This window comes from Streptomyces sp. CB03234 (genome assembly GCF_001905885.1).
GTDB lineage: Bacteria > Actinomycetota > Actinomycetes > Streptomycetales > Streptomycetaceae > Streptomyces.
On sequence record NZ_LIYH01000005.1, the window covers coordinates 422,229 to 438,250 of the forward strand.

12 protein-coding genes and 2 pseudogenes are annotated in these 16,022 nt (G+C 74.3%); 7 read left to right on the plus strand and 7 right to left on the minus strand.

The window, feature by feature from the left end; all coding sequences use genetic code 11:
• Positions 1-17: 17 nt before the first annotated feature.
• Positions 18-215, plus strand: a pseudogene (locus AMK26_RS23275) (ATP-binding protein); the annotation flags it as partial.
• On the opposite strand, the gene AMK26_RS23280 reads toward AMK26_RS23275, so the two are convergent.
• Positions 212-1,777, minus strand: coding sequence for a VWA domain-containing protein (locus AMK26_RS23280; protein WP_198944142.1), 1,566 nt, complete (start codon positions 1,775-1,777; stop codon positions 212-214). The pseudogene AMK26_RS23275 and the gene AMK26_RS23280 sit on opposite strands and share 4 nt — an antisense overlap.
• A gap of 259 nt (positions 1,778-2,036) precedes the next feature.
• Here AMK26_RS23280 and AMK26_RS23285 point away from each other — a divergent pair, with 259 nt between their 5' ends.
• Entirely contained in the window at positions 2,037-4,100 is a 2,064-nt protein-coding gene (locus tag AMK26_RS23285) for a PhoX family protein (protein WP_073756657.1), read from the plus strand.
• 10 nt (positions 4,101-4,110) lie between these two features.
• Here the strand turns inward: AMK26_RS23285 and AMK26_RS23290 are convergent, their stop codons facing one another.
• The 5 genes from AMK26_RS23290 to AMK26_RS23310 all read right to left on the minus strand — a co-directional run bounded on the left by AMK26_RS23290 (position 4,111) and on the right by AMK26_RS23310 (position 10,332).
• A complete protein-coding gene (locus AMK26_RS23290; RefSeq protein WP_073756658.1) occupies positions 4,111-5,091 on the minus strand; it encodes a hypothetical protein in 981 nt (326 codons plus the stop codon).
• Between the two features lie 48 nt (positions 5,092-5,139).
• Positions 5,140-6,618, minus strand: a complete 1,479-nt coding sequence (locus tag AMK26_RS23295; RefSeq protein WP_073756659.1) for an APC family permease — start codon at positions 6,616-6,618, stop codon at positions 5,140-5,142.
• Between the two features lie 463 nt (positions 6,619-7,081).
• Positions 7,082-9,073: an FUSC family protein gene (locus tag AMK26_RS23300; protein ID WP_073756660.1), complete on the minus strand. Its 1,992-nt coding sequence runs from the start codon at positions 9,071-9,073 to the stop codon at positions 7,082-7,084.
• 38 nt (positions 9,074-9,111) lie between these two features.
• A complete protein-coding gene (locus AMK26_RS23305) occupies positions 9,112-9,348 on the minus strand; it encodes a DUF2630 family protein (RefSeq protein WP_073756661.1) in 237 nt (78 codons plus the stop codon).
• Between the two features lie 18 nt (positions 9,349-9,366).
• On the minus strand, positions 9,367-10,332 hold the full coding sequence (locus AMK26_RS23310) for an endonuclease/exonuclease/phosphatase family protein (RefSeq protein WP_073756662.1): 966 nt from the start codon (positions 10,330-10,332) through the stop codon (positions 9,367-9,369).
• A 112-nt stretch (positions 10,333-10,444) separates the two neighbouring features.
• Between AMK26_RS23310 and AMK26_RS23315 the strand changes: the two genes are divergently transcribed.
• The 5 genes and pseudogenes from AMK26_RS23315 (at position 10,445) to cobM (ending at position 14,902) form a co-directional block, all read left to right on the plus strand.
• Positions 10,445-10,858: a hypothetical protein gene (locus tag AMK26_RS23315; RefSeq protein WP_073756663.1), complete on the plus strand. Its 414-nt coding sequence runs from the start codon at positions 10,445-10,447 to the stop codon at positions 10,856-10,858.
• 120 nt (positions 10,859-10,978) lie between these two features.
• Entirely contained in the window at positions 10,979-11,965 is a 987-nt protein-coding gene (locus AMK26_RS23320) for an ATP-binding cassette domain-containing protein (protein ID WP_073756664.1), read from the plus strand.
• A pseudogene (locus AMK26_RS23325) lies at positions 11,962-12,805 on the plus strand (ABC transporter permease). Before AMK26_RS23320 ends, AMK26_RS23325 begins: the two are co-directional and overlap by 4 nt.
• Positions 12,806-12,905: 100 nt before the next feature.
• Positions 12,906-14,156: a precorrin-6y C5,15-methyltransferase (decarboxylating) subunit CbiE gene (gene cbiE, locus AMK26_RS23330; protein WP_073756665.1), complete on the plus strand. Its 1,251-nt coding sequence runs from the start codon at positions 12,906-12,908 to the stop codon at positions 14,154-14,156.
• Positions 14,153-14,902 (plus strand): precorrin-4 C(11)-methyltransferase, encoded by a 750-nt coding sequence (gene cobM / locus AMK26_RS23335; protein WP_073756666.1) that lies wholly within the window; start codon positions 14,153-14,155, stop codon positions 14,900-14,902. The genes cbiE and cobM overlap by 4 nt, the downstream gene beginning before the upstream one ends.
• Here the strand turns inward: cobM and AMK26_RS23340 are convergent.
• Positions 14,890-16,017, minus strand: coding sequence for a cobalt-precorrin-5B (C(1))-methyltransferase (locus tag AMK26_RS23340; RefSeq protein ID WP_073756667.1), 1,128 nt, complete (start codon positions 16,015-16,017; stop codon positions 14,890-14,892). The genes cobM and AMK26_RS23340 overlap by 13 nt on opposite strands.
• Positions 16,018-16,022 lie beyond the last annotated feature (5 nt).

Consider the following 16,022-nt stretch of genomic DNA (forward strand, 5'->3'; position numbering starts at 1 on the left):
GGAACTCGAACGACTTGCCCGGATGGCGAGGTGAGGGGCGGGACCGGATGGGGCCCGACGCGGGGCTCGGGCTCTCCGTCGTGCGGTCGGTCGCCGCCGCGCACGGGGGGACGGTGACGGCTGTCCCCGGCGGGGCGGGCGGGGGCCTGGTCGTGACGGTGCGGCTGCCGGTGTCGGCGGCGGACGACCAGGCCCCGGGCGTCGGCGTCGGCTAGGCGCCGGGCGCGGGCCAGGTCGCGAGGACCTCGCGGTAGAAGGTGGCGTGCGGGACGTCGCGGGGTGCGGGGCCCGCGTGGAAGAAGCCGGCGTTGGGTGCCTCCAGCTTGCGGAGGTAGTCGAACGCCTTGGAGTCCTCCTCGCCGAACGCCACGAACTGCCAGTACACGTTCTCGGCACTGGTCGCCGCGTCGGTGAGGGCCTGGGTGGCGGCCGTCTTCGACTCGGGGGCGCCGTCCGTCTGGAACAGCACGAGGGCGGGGCGGCCGGCCGCGCCGGACTTCCCGTGGTGGGTCAGCACCTCGGCGATCGCCCGGTCGTAGTTCGTCCGGCCCATGCGGCCGAGGCTGTTGTGCAGGGCCTCGATCCTGCCGTCGATGTCGTCGAGGGTGACCTCGCCGGTGCCGTCGATCTCGGTCGAGAAGAACACGACGGGCACGGTGGCGGCCTCGTCGAGGTGCGCGGCCAGCGCGAGGGCCTGCTCGGCGAGGTGCTGGGCGCTGCCGTCCTTGTAGTACGGCCGCATCGACCCCGACCGGTCGAGGACCAGGTACACGGTCGCCCGCGCCCCCACGAGCCCCCGCTTGCGGAGGGCCGCGCCCGCCGCCTTGTACGCGTCGCTGAGCTGGGGCGCTCGCGCCTTGACCCGCGCGGCGGTGAGGGCGGGCTTCGGAGCGGGTGCGTCCGCCTCGGCGGCGGGGGCGGGGGCGTCCCCCTGCGGGGCGGCCGGTTCGCCGGTCGGCGCGTCGTCGCTGCTGGCGCCGGGGGCGTCCTGGGCCGGGGCGTCCGCCCCGGCGGCGGTGGCGGTGGCGGTGGCGGTGGCGGGAGCGGTGGCCGGTTCGTCGGCCTGCGGCTCCGGGGCGTCGGCCTTCGGTTCGGGGGCTTCGGCGTCCTGGGCGGCCGGTTCGTCGGCCTGCGGGGCGTCGGCGTCCGGGGCGGGGGCGGTGGTCGGGGCCTCCTCGGCGGGGGCTTCGGCCTGCGGCTCGGTGGGCTGCTCCGGCTCGGGCTCGGGCTCGGGCTCGGTGGCGGCCGGGGTCGCGGCGGCGGCCGGTTCCGGTGCCGTGGGAGTGTCGGCCGGGGCCTCGTCCGCCTGCGGAACCTCCTCCGTGGCGGCGGCCGGTTCCGGCTGGGCGGGGGGCTCCGTGGCGGGCTCGTCCGCCTCGGGGACCTCGGCTTCCGGGGCGGGGGCCTCCTCGGCGGCGGTGGCCGGTTCCGGCTTGGGGGCCGGTTCCGCTTCCGCCTGGGGCGGGATGCCCGCCTTCGGGGGCGTGGGGGGTTCCGGGGCCGCCTCCCGGGCCGCCGGGACCGAGGCGCGGCGCGCCTTGTCGAACGACGCGGCCACCAGGTCCGCCGCCGCCAGCTCGGCGGCCCGTTCCGCGGCGCGGTCCGCCGAGGACGGGGACGCGGACGCGGACGCGGACGTCGGGGAGGGAACCGTCGCCGTGGGCTCCTCCCGGGGCACCGCGCGTTCCGTCTGGGGCGGGACGGAGGCGGCTGCCGTCTCGTTGCGCTCCGCACGGTCGCGTCCAAACACCTTGCGCAGCAAGCTCCGAATGCCCATGGGCGAGGCCTTTCGCATGTTGGGTGCCGTGTATGTCCGTACTGCTGGGAATCATCCCTGGCCAGGGCGGACACGTAAGGTTAGCCGCCCCGAGTGGCGCGTAAAGGCAAGGGGCATTCGCGTCAACCCCACCCCCGACGCGACGGATTCACCCCGCGTTCACCCCACCGCCGCCGACCTGCACATCTACGCTTCTAACGTCACCGCCGGACCAATTCCCGACACCATGTCGGCGCAGGCTGCGCCGGAGGAGGATGTAGTGCGCAAGCTGCTGCCGCTGCTGAGCACCAACCCGCACGGGGGCGGTCGGTCCGCCCTCACCTGCCGTTACCGGTGCGGTGACGCCTGTTTCCACGAGGTGCCCAACACCAGTGACAACGAGTACGTCGGCGACGTCATAGCCGGCGCCATGTCGCGCCGTTCCATGATGCGCGCCGCCGCCGTCGTCACCGTCGCCGCCACCGCCGGCGGTGCCGTCGTCGCGCAGGGAGCCGCGCAGGAGGCGGTCGCCGCGACGCCCGGCACCGACGCGACGCCCCGTACGGCGGGGAAGAGCGCGGGCGCCCGGGGGCTGCGCTTCACGCCCGTCGCGCCCAACCGGGACGACAAGGTCACCGTCCCGGACGGCTACGCCCAGAGCGTGGTCATCCGGTGGGGCGAGCCGATCCTCCGTGGCGCGCCCGCCTTCGACCCGGACAAGCAGACCGCCACGGCACAGGCCGGGCAGTTCGGGTACAACAACGACTTCCTGTCGCTGCTGCCGCTGAAGGGCGAGCACGGCCGCCAGGTCCTCGTGGCCAACCACGAGTACACGGACGAAGTCCTGATGTTCAAGGGGTACGACCCGGAGAACCCGACCCGTGAGCAGGTCGAGATCGCCTGGGCCGCCCACGGCCTGTCCGTGGTCGTCGTCCAGGAACAGCACCGTGACGGCCGGCTGACCCCCGTCACCCGCCACCCGCTCAACCGCCGCCTCACCGCCACCAGCGAGTTCGAGCTGACCGGCCCGGCGGCGGGCGGCAAGCTGCTCCGCACCAGCGCCGACCCGACCGGCCGCAAGGTCCTCGGCACGCTCAACAACTGCGCCGGTGGCACCACCCCCTGGGGCACCACCCTCCACGGCGAGGAGAACTTCAACCAGTACTTCGCCAACGGATCGAGCCCGACCGACAAGCGGTACGGCATCGGAACCGGCGCCACCGAGCGCAAGTGGGAGCGGTTCGACAAGCGCTTCGACGCCAAGCAGGAGCCCAACGAGTCGCACCGCCACGGCTGGGTCGTCGAGCTCGACCCGTACGACCCGGACTCCACGCCCCGTAAGCGCACCGCGCTCGGCCGCTTCAAGCACGAGGCCGCCCAGCCGCGCCTGACCGCCGACGGCCGCCCGGTCGTCTACATGGGCGACGACGAGCGGTTCGACTACTTCTACAAGTTCGTCTCGTCCAAGCGGATGATGAAGGGCGACTCCCGCAAGGCCCGGGAGCACAACCTCACCCTCCTCGACGAGGGCACGCTGTACGTCGCCAAGCTCACCGGCGACAGCCCGCAGGACATCGACGGCACCGGCAAGCTCCCGAACGACGGCGAGTTCGACGGCAGCGGCCAGTGGATCCCGCTCGCGACCGGGGACACAAGTCACGTCCCCGGCATGACCGCCGAGGAGGTGTACGTCTTCACCCGCCTCGCCGGTGACAAGGTCGGCGCCACCAAGATGGACCGCCCCGAGGACGTCGAGCCGTCCCCGCGCACCGGCCGCGTGTATGTCGCGCTCACCAACAACAAGGACCGTGGCGCGGCGGGCAAGGCGGGCGCGGACGAGGCCAACCCGCGCAACAACAACAAGCACGGCCACGTCCTGGAGCTCGCCGAGCACTGGGACGACCCCGCCTCCGACGGCTTCGCCTGGCGGCTGTTCCTCGTCGCGGGCGACCCGAACGACCCGGCCACGTACTTCGCGGGCTACCCCAAGGAGAAGGTCAGCCCCATCTCCTGCCCCGACAACGTGGCCTTCGACCCGTACGGCAACCTGTGGCTGTCCACGGACGGCAACCAGCTCGGCTCGCACGACGGCCTGTTCGGTGTGGCCACGCAGGGCGAGCGGCGCGGTGAGATCAAGCAGTTCCTGACCGTGCCGACCGGCGCCGAGACGTGCGGCCCGATCATCCAGGAGCGCCGCGTCCTCGTCGCCGTACAGCACCCGGGCGAGGTCGACGGGGCGTCCGTCGAGAAGCCCGCCTCCACCTGGCCCGACGGCCCCGGGAAGATCGTCCGCCCGTCGGTCGTCGTCGTGTACCGCAAGGACGGCCGGAACATCGGCGTCTGACGCACGGGGGTCATGAGGTGGCGCGGGCCGTCCCCCCGCGCCACCTCGTGAACTGCTCCGCCGGATCCCCCGTGTACGACCACGGCACCCACGACGCCCGCGTCTCCAGCAGCCGGAACAGCCCCTCGTACACCTCGCGCAGCCCCGCGTAACAGGCGGCGTGCGTCAGGTAGTTCAGCGGCTCGACCTCCTCCGGCAGGACCGGGCCCGGCGGCCGCCCACCGAGCCACCGCTCCCACGTCCGCCGTACCTCCGTCGCCGCCAGCTCGTGCTTCCAGTGCTGGTCGAAGCCCCGCACCGGCCCCTGGCCGCGCGCCGCGTCCGCGATGTACCGGTACTCCTCCACCCGCGCGATCTGCACCAGCACCGGCAGCGGCGACCCGGGCGGCGCCGCCCCCGCCGCGTCCCGCGCGAAGTCGTACATCGAGCCGTGCGTGCCGTGCCACCGCGCCGACCAGTACCGCAGCAGCTGCACATGGCCCTCCAGGTTGTGCGGGTCGCGCCGCCGCAGCTCGTCCCACCAGCGCCGCAGCTCGGCCCGCCCCACCCCGCCCTCGTACAGCCGCGCCACCGTCAGCAGCGACACCCACGGCATCGGGTCGGCCGGCCGCGCGTCGGCGGCACCCAGGCAGGCCATGACCGTGACGTCGAGCCGCGCCCGGTCCACCGCCCCGCCGCGCCCCACCGCGATGGCCTTGTTGAAGACCCGTACGACCTCGGTCGCCGCCCGCAGCACCGCCGCGTCCGGGTTGTCCGGCTCGGCCGCCCGCCACGCCTCGACGGCCGTGCTGCCGGCCGCCGCGTGCGACAGCAGCCGCAGCCGGTGCGTACGGAGTTCCCAGTCGTCACCGGTGTCGCGCAGCAGGTCACGTACGCCCTGCCAGCGGCCGATAACGATGTCGTGCCGGGCGCGGCCCAGCGCCCGGTCGCCGGAGTCCGGGTCGAATTCCGGCTCGAAACGTATGGAGCGGCGGCTGCGGCGTACGGCCAATTCACTGTCCCCCCGTCAAAAGCGCGAAAACCAATCCCCGTCGGGGTGTTAGAAGTCGGTCGCCAGCGTTTCGTTCCCATCGGCGCGGTGGTGCTGTCGCGGTACGTCGTCGTACGGCCCCGCCGCCGCCATCACGCGTACCGCGTCCAGGCGTGCCGGACGGTAGTACGAGCTTCCCCGCCGCCAGTACCAGACCATCGGCACGATGCCCGCCCCCAGTCCGCCCAGGCCGATCGCGACCGCCGTACCGGTCAGGCCGCCCAGCGACTCGAAGAAGATCCAGAACATGAAGGCCGCGCCGATCAGCGGCCACGCGCCGCCCAGGACGAAGTCACGTACGGACCTCAGCAGCATCCCACGGTAGGCCACCACGGCGGCGATGCCCGCCAGCCCGTAGTAGAAGGCGATCTGGAGGCCCATCGCGTGGACCGCGCTGCTGAGGATGTCGCCGACCGAGCCGAGCGCCGTCGCCGCCACGAACATCGCCAGCGCCACCGCCCCGACCACCGTGATCGCCACCCACGGGGTGTTCCAGCGGCGGTGTACGGCTCCGAGGGCGGCGGGCATCGTCCGGTCCCGGCCCATCGCGAACAGGGAGCGGGTGACCTGGATCAGCGTGGTCTCCAGGGTGGCGACGCTCGACAGCATCACCGCCACGATCAGCAGCTTGCCGCCGATGCCCGGCCAGACGGCGTCGCCGAGCAGCACCAGTACGTTCGCGCCGCCCGCGCCGACCTCCTGCGCCGACAGGACGACGTTGACCGCGATGGTGAACGCCTCGAAGAGGAGGAAGACGACCCCGATGCCGACGAGGGCGGCGAGGCCGGCCGTGCGGCGGCTGTCGCGGGTCTCCTCGCTGAGGTTGCTGGTGACGTCCCAGCCCCAGTAGTAGAAGGCGGCGACCAGCGCCCCGGAGGCGAAGCCGGACACCCCGTCGAAGTGCCCGAAGCCCAGCCAGGACCAGTCGAAGGCGGTGGCCGCGCCCCGGTGCATGACCACACCGACGATGAACAGCAGCATGATGAGCAACTCCACGCCCGTCATGAGCAGTTGCGCCCGTACGGTGAGCCGGGCGCCGCCCAGCACCACCAGCAGCATCAGCAGGAACCAGCCGGCGCCGACGGCGGTGGCCAGTGCGGTGTCGGCGGCCAGACCGGGCGCGAGGAGCGCCAGGGTGAGCTGCCCGGCGGGCAGCGAACCGGCCACCATGAAGATCGTCGCGGCGACGATCAGCGCCCAGCCGGACAGAAAACCCAGGGCGGGGTGGAGAGTTCGGCCGACCCACGAGTAGCTGGCGCCCGCGTTGACGTCGATCCGGCCGAGCCGGCTGAACGCCAGCACGATGCCGAGCATCGGGATCGCGCAGTACAGCAGCGCGGCGGGCGCGGCGAAGCCGACGGCACCGACGAGTACGGCGCTGGTGGCGGCGAGCGAGTAGGCGGGCGCGCTGCCCGCGACGGCCATCACGATCGTGTCGAGCCTACCGAGGACATTGGGCTGGAGACCCCTGGGAGTGACGCTGCGCATGGCGAATGTCCTTGTATGGCACGGCATATGGCGGAACAACAGGAGCAGCCCCCGCATGCTGCGGCATGGGGCGGCACGCGCGAGTCGTGCGCATCGTAGTCGGGCGGAAGCGGTGCGGTGACGCCGCCCGGAAGGATGCCGTCCGGAATGCGGGGGCGCGCGTGGTGGACGCCCATGGGCGGTGCCAGTCGGGCGCTGGCCGGCGCCTGGCGGGGGCCTGGGCGGGTGCCCTTGGCGGTGCCTGGCGGGGGCCTGGGCGGGGGCCCCGGTCGGTGCGCGTGGGTGGGGCCAACGGGCGGTGCCTGAGCGGTGCCTGGCGGGTGCCCTGGGCGGGTGCCCTGGACGCTGCGCGTGGTTGGCGTCCATGGGCGGTGCCCGGTGGGCGCCCCGGCCGGTGCGCGCGGGCGGCGCCCATGGGCTGCGGACCAGCCACGTCCTGGTGGGCGTCCCTTGCGGCGCATGGTCAGGGGCGGTTCGGCTGCGGGGAGGCGATGGCGCGGGCCGCGCGGACCTCTTGGCGCAGGGGTGCCAGTACGCCCTCCTCGTCGCCCTCCAGCTCCGCCCGGACCTCCACCAGGACGTGGCTGGTCCGCAGCCCCGCCGCGAGTTCGCGCAGCTGCCGCTCGACGTCGGCGACCTCCACGTGCGGGGGCGGCGGCGCGCCGTGACTGACGCGCACCCGGGCGGCCGTCGTGGCGTCCACGATCCGTTCCACGGCCACGCACAGGGGCCACCACGCGGCGGCGCGCGTCCCGGTGGGCGGCGGCTCCGTCAGGGCGCGCTGGAATTCGCTGCGTACGGCCGCCAGGTCCCGGTACAGCCGCCGCCTGGCCCGCCCCCGCGCTGCCGGGTCCGCGTCCGCCTCCGGTCCGAACGCGCACGCCACATAGCGGGCGGCGTCCGCGACCGTGTCCGCGAGCCGGTCACCGATCCGGGTGTGCCAGCTCTCCGGCCACAGCAGGTACCCGGCGACCAGCACGATCGCGCAGCCGAGGAGCGAGTCGTACAGGCGCGGCAGGACGAGGTCGAAGCCCTGCTGGTTCAGCCAGTCGGACAGCAGCAGGATGACGGGGGTGATCGCGGCGGTCTGGAAGGCGTACCCCTTGGCGGTGGACGCCGGGATCAGCGCCGCCAGCACCAGCATGACCGGCACGTCCCACCACCCGCGCTCCACCTCGGCCAGGACGAGCGCGGCGACGACCAGCCCGGCCGCCGTGCCGAGGGCACGCAGCACGGCGCGCGAGAAGACGGACCCGAAGTCGGGCTTGAGGACGAACGTGACGGTGAGGGCCACCCAGTACGAGCGCGGCACGGCGATCAGCGAGACCAGCGCCTGGGCGAGCCCGATGCACAGCGCCAGGCGCAGCCCGTAGCGCCAGGAGCCGCGCGACAGCAGCGCGTCGCGCAGGGCGCGGCGGGTGCGGATGCGGAGGGAGGCGGGGCGACCGAGGAGGTCGTCGACGTTGTGGGGGTCGGGTTCGGCGTGGCGGACAACGGTGGCGGCGTGCCGCAGGGCGTGGTCGACGGCCCGCTCGGAGGGTGTGGCGGGCGGGGGCAGGCGGAGCGCGAACGGGCCGGTGGGGCCCACGGGGCTGCCCGGGGTGCCGGGCGGGCCGAGGTGGCTGCCCGGGGGACCGCCGGCGGGCTTGCGGCGGCGCGGACCGTCGGCGGTCTCGACGGCGGTCGCGAGGGCCCGGACCGCCGCCGGGATCTCGGCGGGGAGCGGGCGGCCGCTCAGGTGGGCGGCCGGGGCGGCTTCGACGACCGGGATGAGGGCGTTGAGCTGCGCGAGTCGGCGTACGAGGCCGGGGGTGCGGCCCCGGTCGCGGGTGCGGCGGGCGAGGACGAGGTCGTAGGCGGTGTTGAGCGCCTGGGTGACGGCCTGCCGTTTCTCGTCGTACGCGGGCGTGCCCGCCACCGCGAGCACATCCGCGACCGCCCGGTAGGCGGCGGCGACGGCGGACCGTTCGGGGACGCCGCCGCGCAGCGGCCAGCCCAGCAGGGTGAGGACGAGCACGACGGCGCCGCCGAGCGTCAGCAGCAGCGGCGCCTTCCACCAGGGGCTGGGCATCGGCAGGCCGGCGCCGACGACGGCGTTGAGCAGGAGCAGCAGCCCGGACGCGGAGGCGACGGCGCCGATCGAGGAGATCATCCCGGACACGAGCGCGACGAGCGTCAGGACGCCGACGGCCGCCCAGCCCTCCCCGTACACCAGCGTGCCGAGGGTGACGCCGAGCGCGCCGAACAGCTGCGGTACGGCGATGTTGAGGATCCGCATCCGGTACGCGTCGGCGGTGTCGCCGATGACGCCGGACAGGGCGCCCATGGAGACCAGCGCGCCGTACAGCGGCCGGCCGGCCGCGAGGCCGACGGCGAGCGGCGCGGCGAGGGCGACGGCGGCGCGCGCGACGGCGGCCCAGGGAACCGGCGCGGGCTGCGGGCGCAGTCCGCGCATGAGCCACTCGGGCGGCGCGAGCCGTACGGTCGTGGGGCTCAGCTGAGGTAGCCCTCCACCTCGCCGGGCGGCCGGGTCGTCGCGTTGTCCGGGTTGTCGCCGAACTCGGACTTGGCGCGCCGCTGCCGCAGCAGGTCCCAGCACTGGTCGAGCTGGACCTCCAGGGTCCGCAGCCGTACGCGTTCGTCGTCGGTGAGGCCGCCCTCCCGGTCACGCAGGGCGTGTTCCTCGCGGACGAGCGCACCGATGTGGTCGAGGATCTGCTCGTTGTCCATGGTGTCCACCTTCCCGCTTCACGGCCGGGCGTGCAGGTCGAGGTCGACGAGCAGCGCGCGGTGGTCGCTGCCGGGCAGGTCGAGGAAGCGGGCGCCGCGCACCGAGAAGTCGTCGCTGACCAGGACGTGGTCGATCTGCGCGTACGGCGGCAGCGTCCCGTCCTGCGGCCAGGAGCCGGTCCGGGCGGCACCGCCGAGGCGGGCGGCGTCGTGGAGGGCGCCGGCGTCGAGGACGGAGCGGAAGGCGGCGTGGTCCTGGGTGGCGTTGAAGTCGCCGGCGAGGATGACGGGGCGGCCCTTGTGGGCGGCGGCGAATGCGCCGACGAGGCCCAGTTCGTGCTTCCACAGGCCGATCCGGCCGGGCAGCGGCGGCATGGGGTGGGCGAGCCGGAGGGTCACGTCCTTCCCCCCGACGCGGGCGGTGGCGCCGGGCATGCCCATGGTGGTGCCGGGCAGGGCGGGCTCGGCGGTCAGCGGCCGGGCGCCGAGGATGACGGAACCGGCGGATCCGGCGGCGGCGACGTGGGCGCCGTAGGGATAGCGGGCGCCGAGGGTGCGCGCGCAGTCGGGGTCGCACTCGGAGACGAAGAGCAGGTCGGGGCGTTCGCGGCGGGCGGTGGCGAGCAGCTCGGCGGTCGCGTCGCCGAACTCGACGTTGGCGGTCAGCACCCGCAGCCGCGCGGTGACGGGCCCGTGGGCGGGGGTGCCGGCGGGCCCGTACGGCTGGGTGAACCACAGGGTGACGGCGAGCGCCCCGCCCGCCCAGGCGGTCAGCAGCGGCCGGCGGGCGGGCAGGGAGAGCAGCAGGGCGAGCCCGGCGGGGACGGCGAGCCAGGGAAGGAGGGCGAGGAGCTGCGGTACGGGCGTGACGGCGTCGGTGCCGAAGAGGCGGCAGCCGGTGACGGCGGTGGGCACGACGAGCAGCAGCCCGGCGGCCCACGTGGCGGCCCGGCGCAGCAGGTGCGAGGTGTACGAATCGGCCAAGCCGTCACCCTCTCACGGCTCTGCGGCGCCCGTCCCCCGGGTCGGTCTGATCCACTTGCCGGGGGCCGGTCGCGGGTGTGCCCTGGAGGGAGGCCAGTGGAAGGAGCGCGCCATGGCCGCACACGTCACGCTGCCCGGACGGCACCGCCGCACCGAGGAACGGGCGGCGACCCGCCACCACGTACGCCGGTCCACCCTGATGGTGCTCGCGGTGTGCGCCGTCCTCTACGGCCTCTACGCCGAGGTGATCGTCCGCCACGGTGACGGTCCCTTCACCGGCGGGCAGGCCGTGCTCGCCGTGGTGAGCATGGTGGGCTTCGGTGCCCTCTGGTACGGCTATCTCCGGGTCCGCCGCGCACTGCCGCGTGAGTCCCGGGCGGCCGCGTTCGGGCTCCTGTTCGGCCTCAGCGTGGGCTTCCTGTACGGCCTGTCCGGCAACAGCGTCCTGACGGTGGCGGTGGTCTCGCTGGTCCTGGCGGTGTCGTCGGGGCTGATGGCGTTCTACGTGTTCTACACACACGAGTAGCGTCGCCACGCCGCCGTGAAAACCGGTGGCGGGCTACGGGCGCGGGCCGGACACTGGGAGGGATCGTGCCGCGGGATGCCGCCCCGCCCGTACGCCCGCCTTCCCCCGAGGACAGTGACGATGACGAGCACGGACCTGGCCATCGAGACGAACGGCCTGGTGAAGGTCTTCGGCGACAACCGGGCCGTGGACGGCGTCGACCTGCGGGTGCCCGCCGGCACCGTCTACGGCGTCCTCGGGCCGAACGGCGCCGGCAAGACCACCGCCGTGAAGGTGCTGGCGACGCTGTTGCGGCCGGACGGCGGGGAGGCGCGGGTCTTCGGCAAGGACGTGGTGCGGGACGCGGACGCCGTGCGCGGGCGGGTCAGCCTCACCGGGCAGTACGCGTCGGTCGACGAGGACCTGACGGGCACCGAGAACCTGGTGCTGCTGGGCCGTCTCCTCGGGCACGGGAAGCGGGCCGCGCGGGAGCGGAGCGGGCAGCTGCTGGAGGCGTTCGGGCTGGCGGACGCCGCCGACCGGCAGGTGAAGAACTACTCGGGCGGCATGCGGCGCCGTATCGACATCGCCGCGTCCATCCTCAACACCCCGGACCTGCTCTTCCTCGACGAGCCGACGACCGGGCTGGACCCGCGCAGCCGCAACCAGGTGTGGGACATCGTCCGCGCGGTCGTCGCCCAGGGCACCACCGTGCTGCTGACCACGCAGTACCTGGACGAGGCCGACCAGTTGGCCTCCCGGATCGCGGTGATCGACCACGGCAGGGTCATCGCCGAGGGTACGAAGGGGGAGCTGAAGGCGTCGGTCGGTTCCGGATCCGTGCACGTACGGCTGCGGGAGGCGGGGCAGCGGCCGGAGGCGGAGCGGGTGCTGACGGCGGCGCTGAACGCGACCGTGCAGCTCGACCCCGACCCGGTGGCGCTGACCGCGACGGTCGACGGGCACGGCACGGAGCTGGGCGCGGCCGAACAGGCGGCGCGGGCGCTGGCGGAGCTGGCGCGGGCGGGCGTCATGGTGGACAACTTCGCGCTGGGCCAGCCGAGCCTGGACGAGGTGTTCCTGGCGCTCACGGACCGTACGGACAAGGCCGGGGAGGCCACGGCATGAGCACCGCCACCGACGACGCCACCTTCACCGGCCCCCGCACCGAGGACCTGGCGGCCCTGCTCGTCGCGGGCGACCGGCCCCCGCGCCCCAGCGCGCTCTCCGCCCTCCCTGACCTTCGGCTGGCGCGCCATGCTGAAGATCAAGCACGTGCCGGAGCAGCTCTTCGACGTGACCGCGTTCCCGATCATGATGGTGCTGATGTACACGTACCTCTTCGGGGGCGCGCTGGCCGGGTCCGTCTCGGCGTACATCCAGTTCCTGCTGCCGGGCATCCTCACCCTCAGCGTCGTGATGATCACCATGTACACGGGTGTCTCGGTCAACACCGACATCACCAAGGGCGTCTTCGACCGCTTCCGTACCCTGCCGATCTGGCGGCCCGCCCCGATGGTCGGCTACCTCCTCGGCGACGTCCTGCGCTATCTGATCGCGTCGGCCGTGATGCTGACGGTCGGCCTGGTCATCGGCTACCGCCCGCACGGCGGGGTGGTCGGCGTGGCGGCGGGGGTGGCGCTGCTGCTGCTGTTCTCGTTCGCGTTCTCGTGGATCTGGACGATGTTCGGCCTGCTGATGCGCAGCGAGAAGTCCGTGATGGGCGTCAGCATGATGGTGATCTTCCCGCTGACCTTCCTCAGCAACATCTTCGTCGACCCGAGGACCATGCCGGGCTGGCTCCAGGCGTTCGTCAACAACAGCCCCGTGACCCACCTGGCGAGCGCGGTACGGGAGTTGATGGCGGGCGAGTGGCCGGCGGCCGACATCGGCTGGTCGCTGGGCTGGTCGGCGCTGTTCGTGACGGTCTTCGGCGCGGTGACGATGCGGCTGTACAACCGCAAGTAGGGCCCGCCTCGCCGACGGCGCGAGTGGTGGGCCGCCGGGTGCGGTGTTGGTCGTGCCCCCGGCCCCGAGGTCCGGCGACCGGCGGGTAGGGTTCCAGCCCGTGAGCAGCCCCGGCCCCGTAACCAGCACCTCTCCGCCCGTGACCGTCGTCGGCATCGGCGCGGACGGCTGGGCCGGGCTCCCCGAGACGTCCCGCGCGGCCCTGCGCGCCGCCGACGTCGTCATCGGCGGCGGACGGCAACTCGCCCTCGTACCGGAGGAATGCGAGGCCCAGCGGGTCGCCTGGCCCTCCCCGCTGCGGCCCGCCGTTCCCGCCCTGCTGGCCGAGCACACCGGCCGGCGTATCGCCGTGCTCGCCAGCGGCGACCCCATGTTCTACGGGATCGGCCGCACCCTCGCCGAGACGGCCGGCCCCGAGCGGCTGCACGTCCTGCCGCACCCGTCCTCCGTCTCGTACGCGTGCGCCCGCCTCGGCTGGCCGCTGGAGGACACCGAGACCGTCACGCTCGTCGGGCGGCCCCTCGCCTCCCTGGCCGCCGCGCTGCACGACGGGCGCCGGCTGCTGGTGCTGAGCGCGGGCGCGGCGACCCCGGGCGAGGTCGCGGGCCTGCTGCGCGACCGGGGCTTCGGGCCCAGCCGGCTCACCGTCCTGGAACAGCTCGGCTCCGGCCGGGAACGGGCCGTGACCGGCACCGCCGACGACTGGCCCCACCCGCCCGGCGACCCGCTGAACGTCATCGCGGTGTCGTGTGCGCGCTCCGGCGACGCCCTGCGGCTCGGCGCCGTGCCGGGGCTGCCGGACGCGGCGTACGAGAACGACGGCCAGCTCACCAAGCGGCACGTGCGCGCCGCGACGCTCGCCGCGCTGGCGCCCGCGCCCGGCGAACTGCTGTGGGACATCGGCGGCGGGTCCGGCTCCATCGGCATCGAGTGGATGCGTACGCACCGCGCCTGCCGCGCGATCACCGTCGAACGCGACCCCGAGCGGGCGGCCCGTATCGCCCGCAACGCCGCCGCCCTCGGCGTACCCGCACTGAAGGTCGTCACCGCCGCCGCCCCGGCCGGGCTGGCGGAACTGGAGGCGCCGGACGCGGTGTTCATCGGCGGCGGGCTGACCGCGCCCGGCCTGCTGGACGCCTGCTGGGCGGCTCTGCGACCGGGCGGGCGGCTGGTCGCCAACACCGTGACCCTCGAATCGGAGGCGCTGCTCGCCGACCACTACCGGCGCCACGGCGGCGAACTGGTACGGCTCGCCGTCGCGCACGCCGTCCCGGTGGGCGGTTTCACCGGCTGGCGCCAGGCCATGCCGGTCACGCAATGGTCCGCAACCAAGCAGGAGACAGAAGGATGACCGTCTACTTCATCGGCGCGGGCCCCGGCGCCGCCGACCTGATCACCGTGCGCGGCGCCCGCACCCTCGCCTCCTGCCGGGTGTGCCTGTACGCGGGCTCCCTCGTCCCGCGCGAGCTGCTCGCCGAGTGCCCGCCGGACGCCCGCCTCGTCGATACCGCCCGCCTCGACCTGGACGCCATCACCGCCGAACTGGTCCGCGCCCACGAGGAGGGCCACGACGTGGCCCGCCTCCACTCCGGCGACCCGTCCGTCTTCAGCGCCGTCGCGGAGCAGATGCGGCGGCTGGACGCGGCGGGGATCCCGTACGAGGTCGTCCCGGGCGTCCCGGCGTTCGCGGCCGCCGCCGCCGCGCTCAAGCGGGAGCTGACCGTCCCGACCGTGGGCCAGACGGTCATCCTGACCCGGATCGCCGAGCAGGCCACCGCCATGCCGGAGGGCGAGGACCTGGCCACCCTGGGCCGCAGCGGCGCCCTGCTGGTGCTGCACCTGGCGGCCCGGTACGTCGACCGGGTCGTCGCCGAACTCACCCCGCACTACGGCGCCGACTGCCCGGCGGCCGTCGTCGCGATGGCCAGCCGCCCCGACGAGGTCATCCTGCGCGGCACGCTCGCCGACATCGCGGCCGCCACGAAGGACGCCGGCATCACGCGTACGGCCGTCATCCTGGTCGGCCGCACCCTCGCGGCCACGCAGTTCCGCGACAGCCACCTGTACTCACCGGAACGCGACCGTCACGTCTGCTGAAGGGCCCGGGGCTCGCTGCGTCCCACCACCGTGCCCGCGCGGTCGACGCACACCACGTCGACCGTGACGGGCGCGCCGCGCAGCACCGCGAGGGCCTGGTCGCGGGCGGCCCCGGCCACCAGGTCGCCCAGCGGGACACCGGCCGCCGCGCACAAGTGGAGCGCGGCCAGCCCCGTGTTGGCGGCCGCGACCTCCGCCGCCAGCTCCTCGTCGGCGCCGCCCCGGCGGGCCAGCTCCGCCAGGAAGCCCTTGTCGACCTGGGAGCGCGCCGAGTGCAGGTCCAGGTGCCCCGCCGCGAGCTTGGACAGCTTCGCGAAGCCGCCGCAGATGGTGAGCCGGTCGACCGGGTGCCTGCGTACGTACTTCAGGACCGCGCCCGCGAAGTCGCCCATGTCGAGCAGGGCGTCCTCGGGCAGCCCGTACAGGGAGGTGACCGTCCGCTCCGACGTGGAGCCCGTGCACCCGGCCACGTGTGTGCGGCCCGCCGCCCTCGCGACGTCCACACCGCGCCGGATGGAGTCGATCCAGGCCGAGCACGAGTACGGCACGACGACACCCGTCGTACCGAGGATCGACAGCCCGCCCAGGATGCCCAGGCGCGGGTTCCAGGTGGAGCGGGCGATCTCCTCGCCGTGGTCGACGGACACCGTGATCTCGACGTTCCCGGTGCCGCCGTACGCGGCCGCGACCCGCGCGACGTGCTCGCGCATCAGCCGCCGGGGCACGGGGTTGATGGCGGGCTCACCCACCTCCAGCGGCAGGCCCGGCCGGGTGACGGTCCCCACGCCCGTACCCGCCCGGAACACCACACCGGAACCGGCGGGCAGCACCCGCACGGTGGCCCGCACCAGCGCACCGTGCGTGACGTCCGGGTCGTCGCCGGCGTCCTTGACGATGCCCGCCATCGCGTACGCGCCGGTCAGCTCCTCCGCCGCCAGCGCGAACGACGGCGTCTGGCCCTTCGGCAGGGTGATCGTCACCGGGTCGGGGAAGTCCCCGGCCAGCAGGGCGGTGTACGCGGCGGTCGTCGCCGCCGTCGCGCACGCCCCGGTCGTCCACCCCGGCCGCAGACCGGTGTGCTTGAGTTGGGCCTCGCGACCGCCGCCTGCGCTCATGAAGG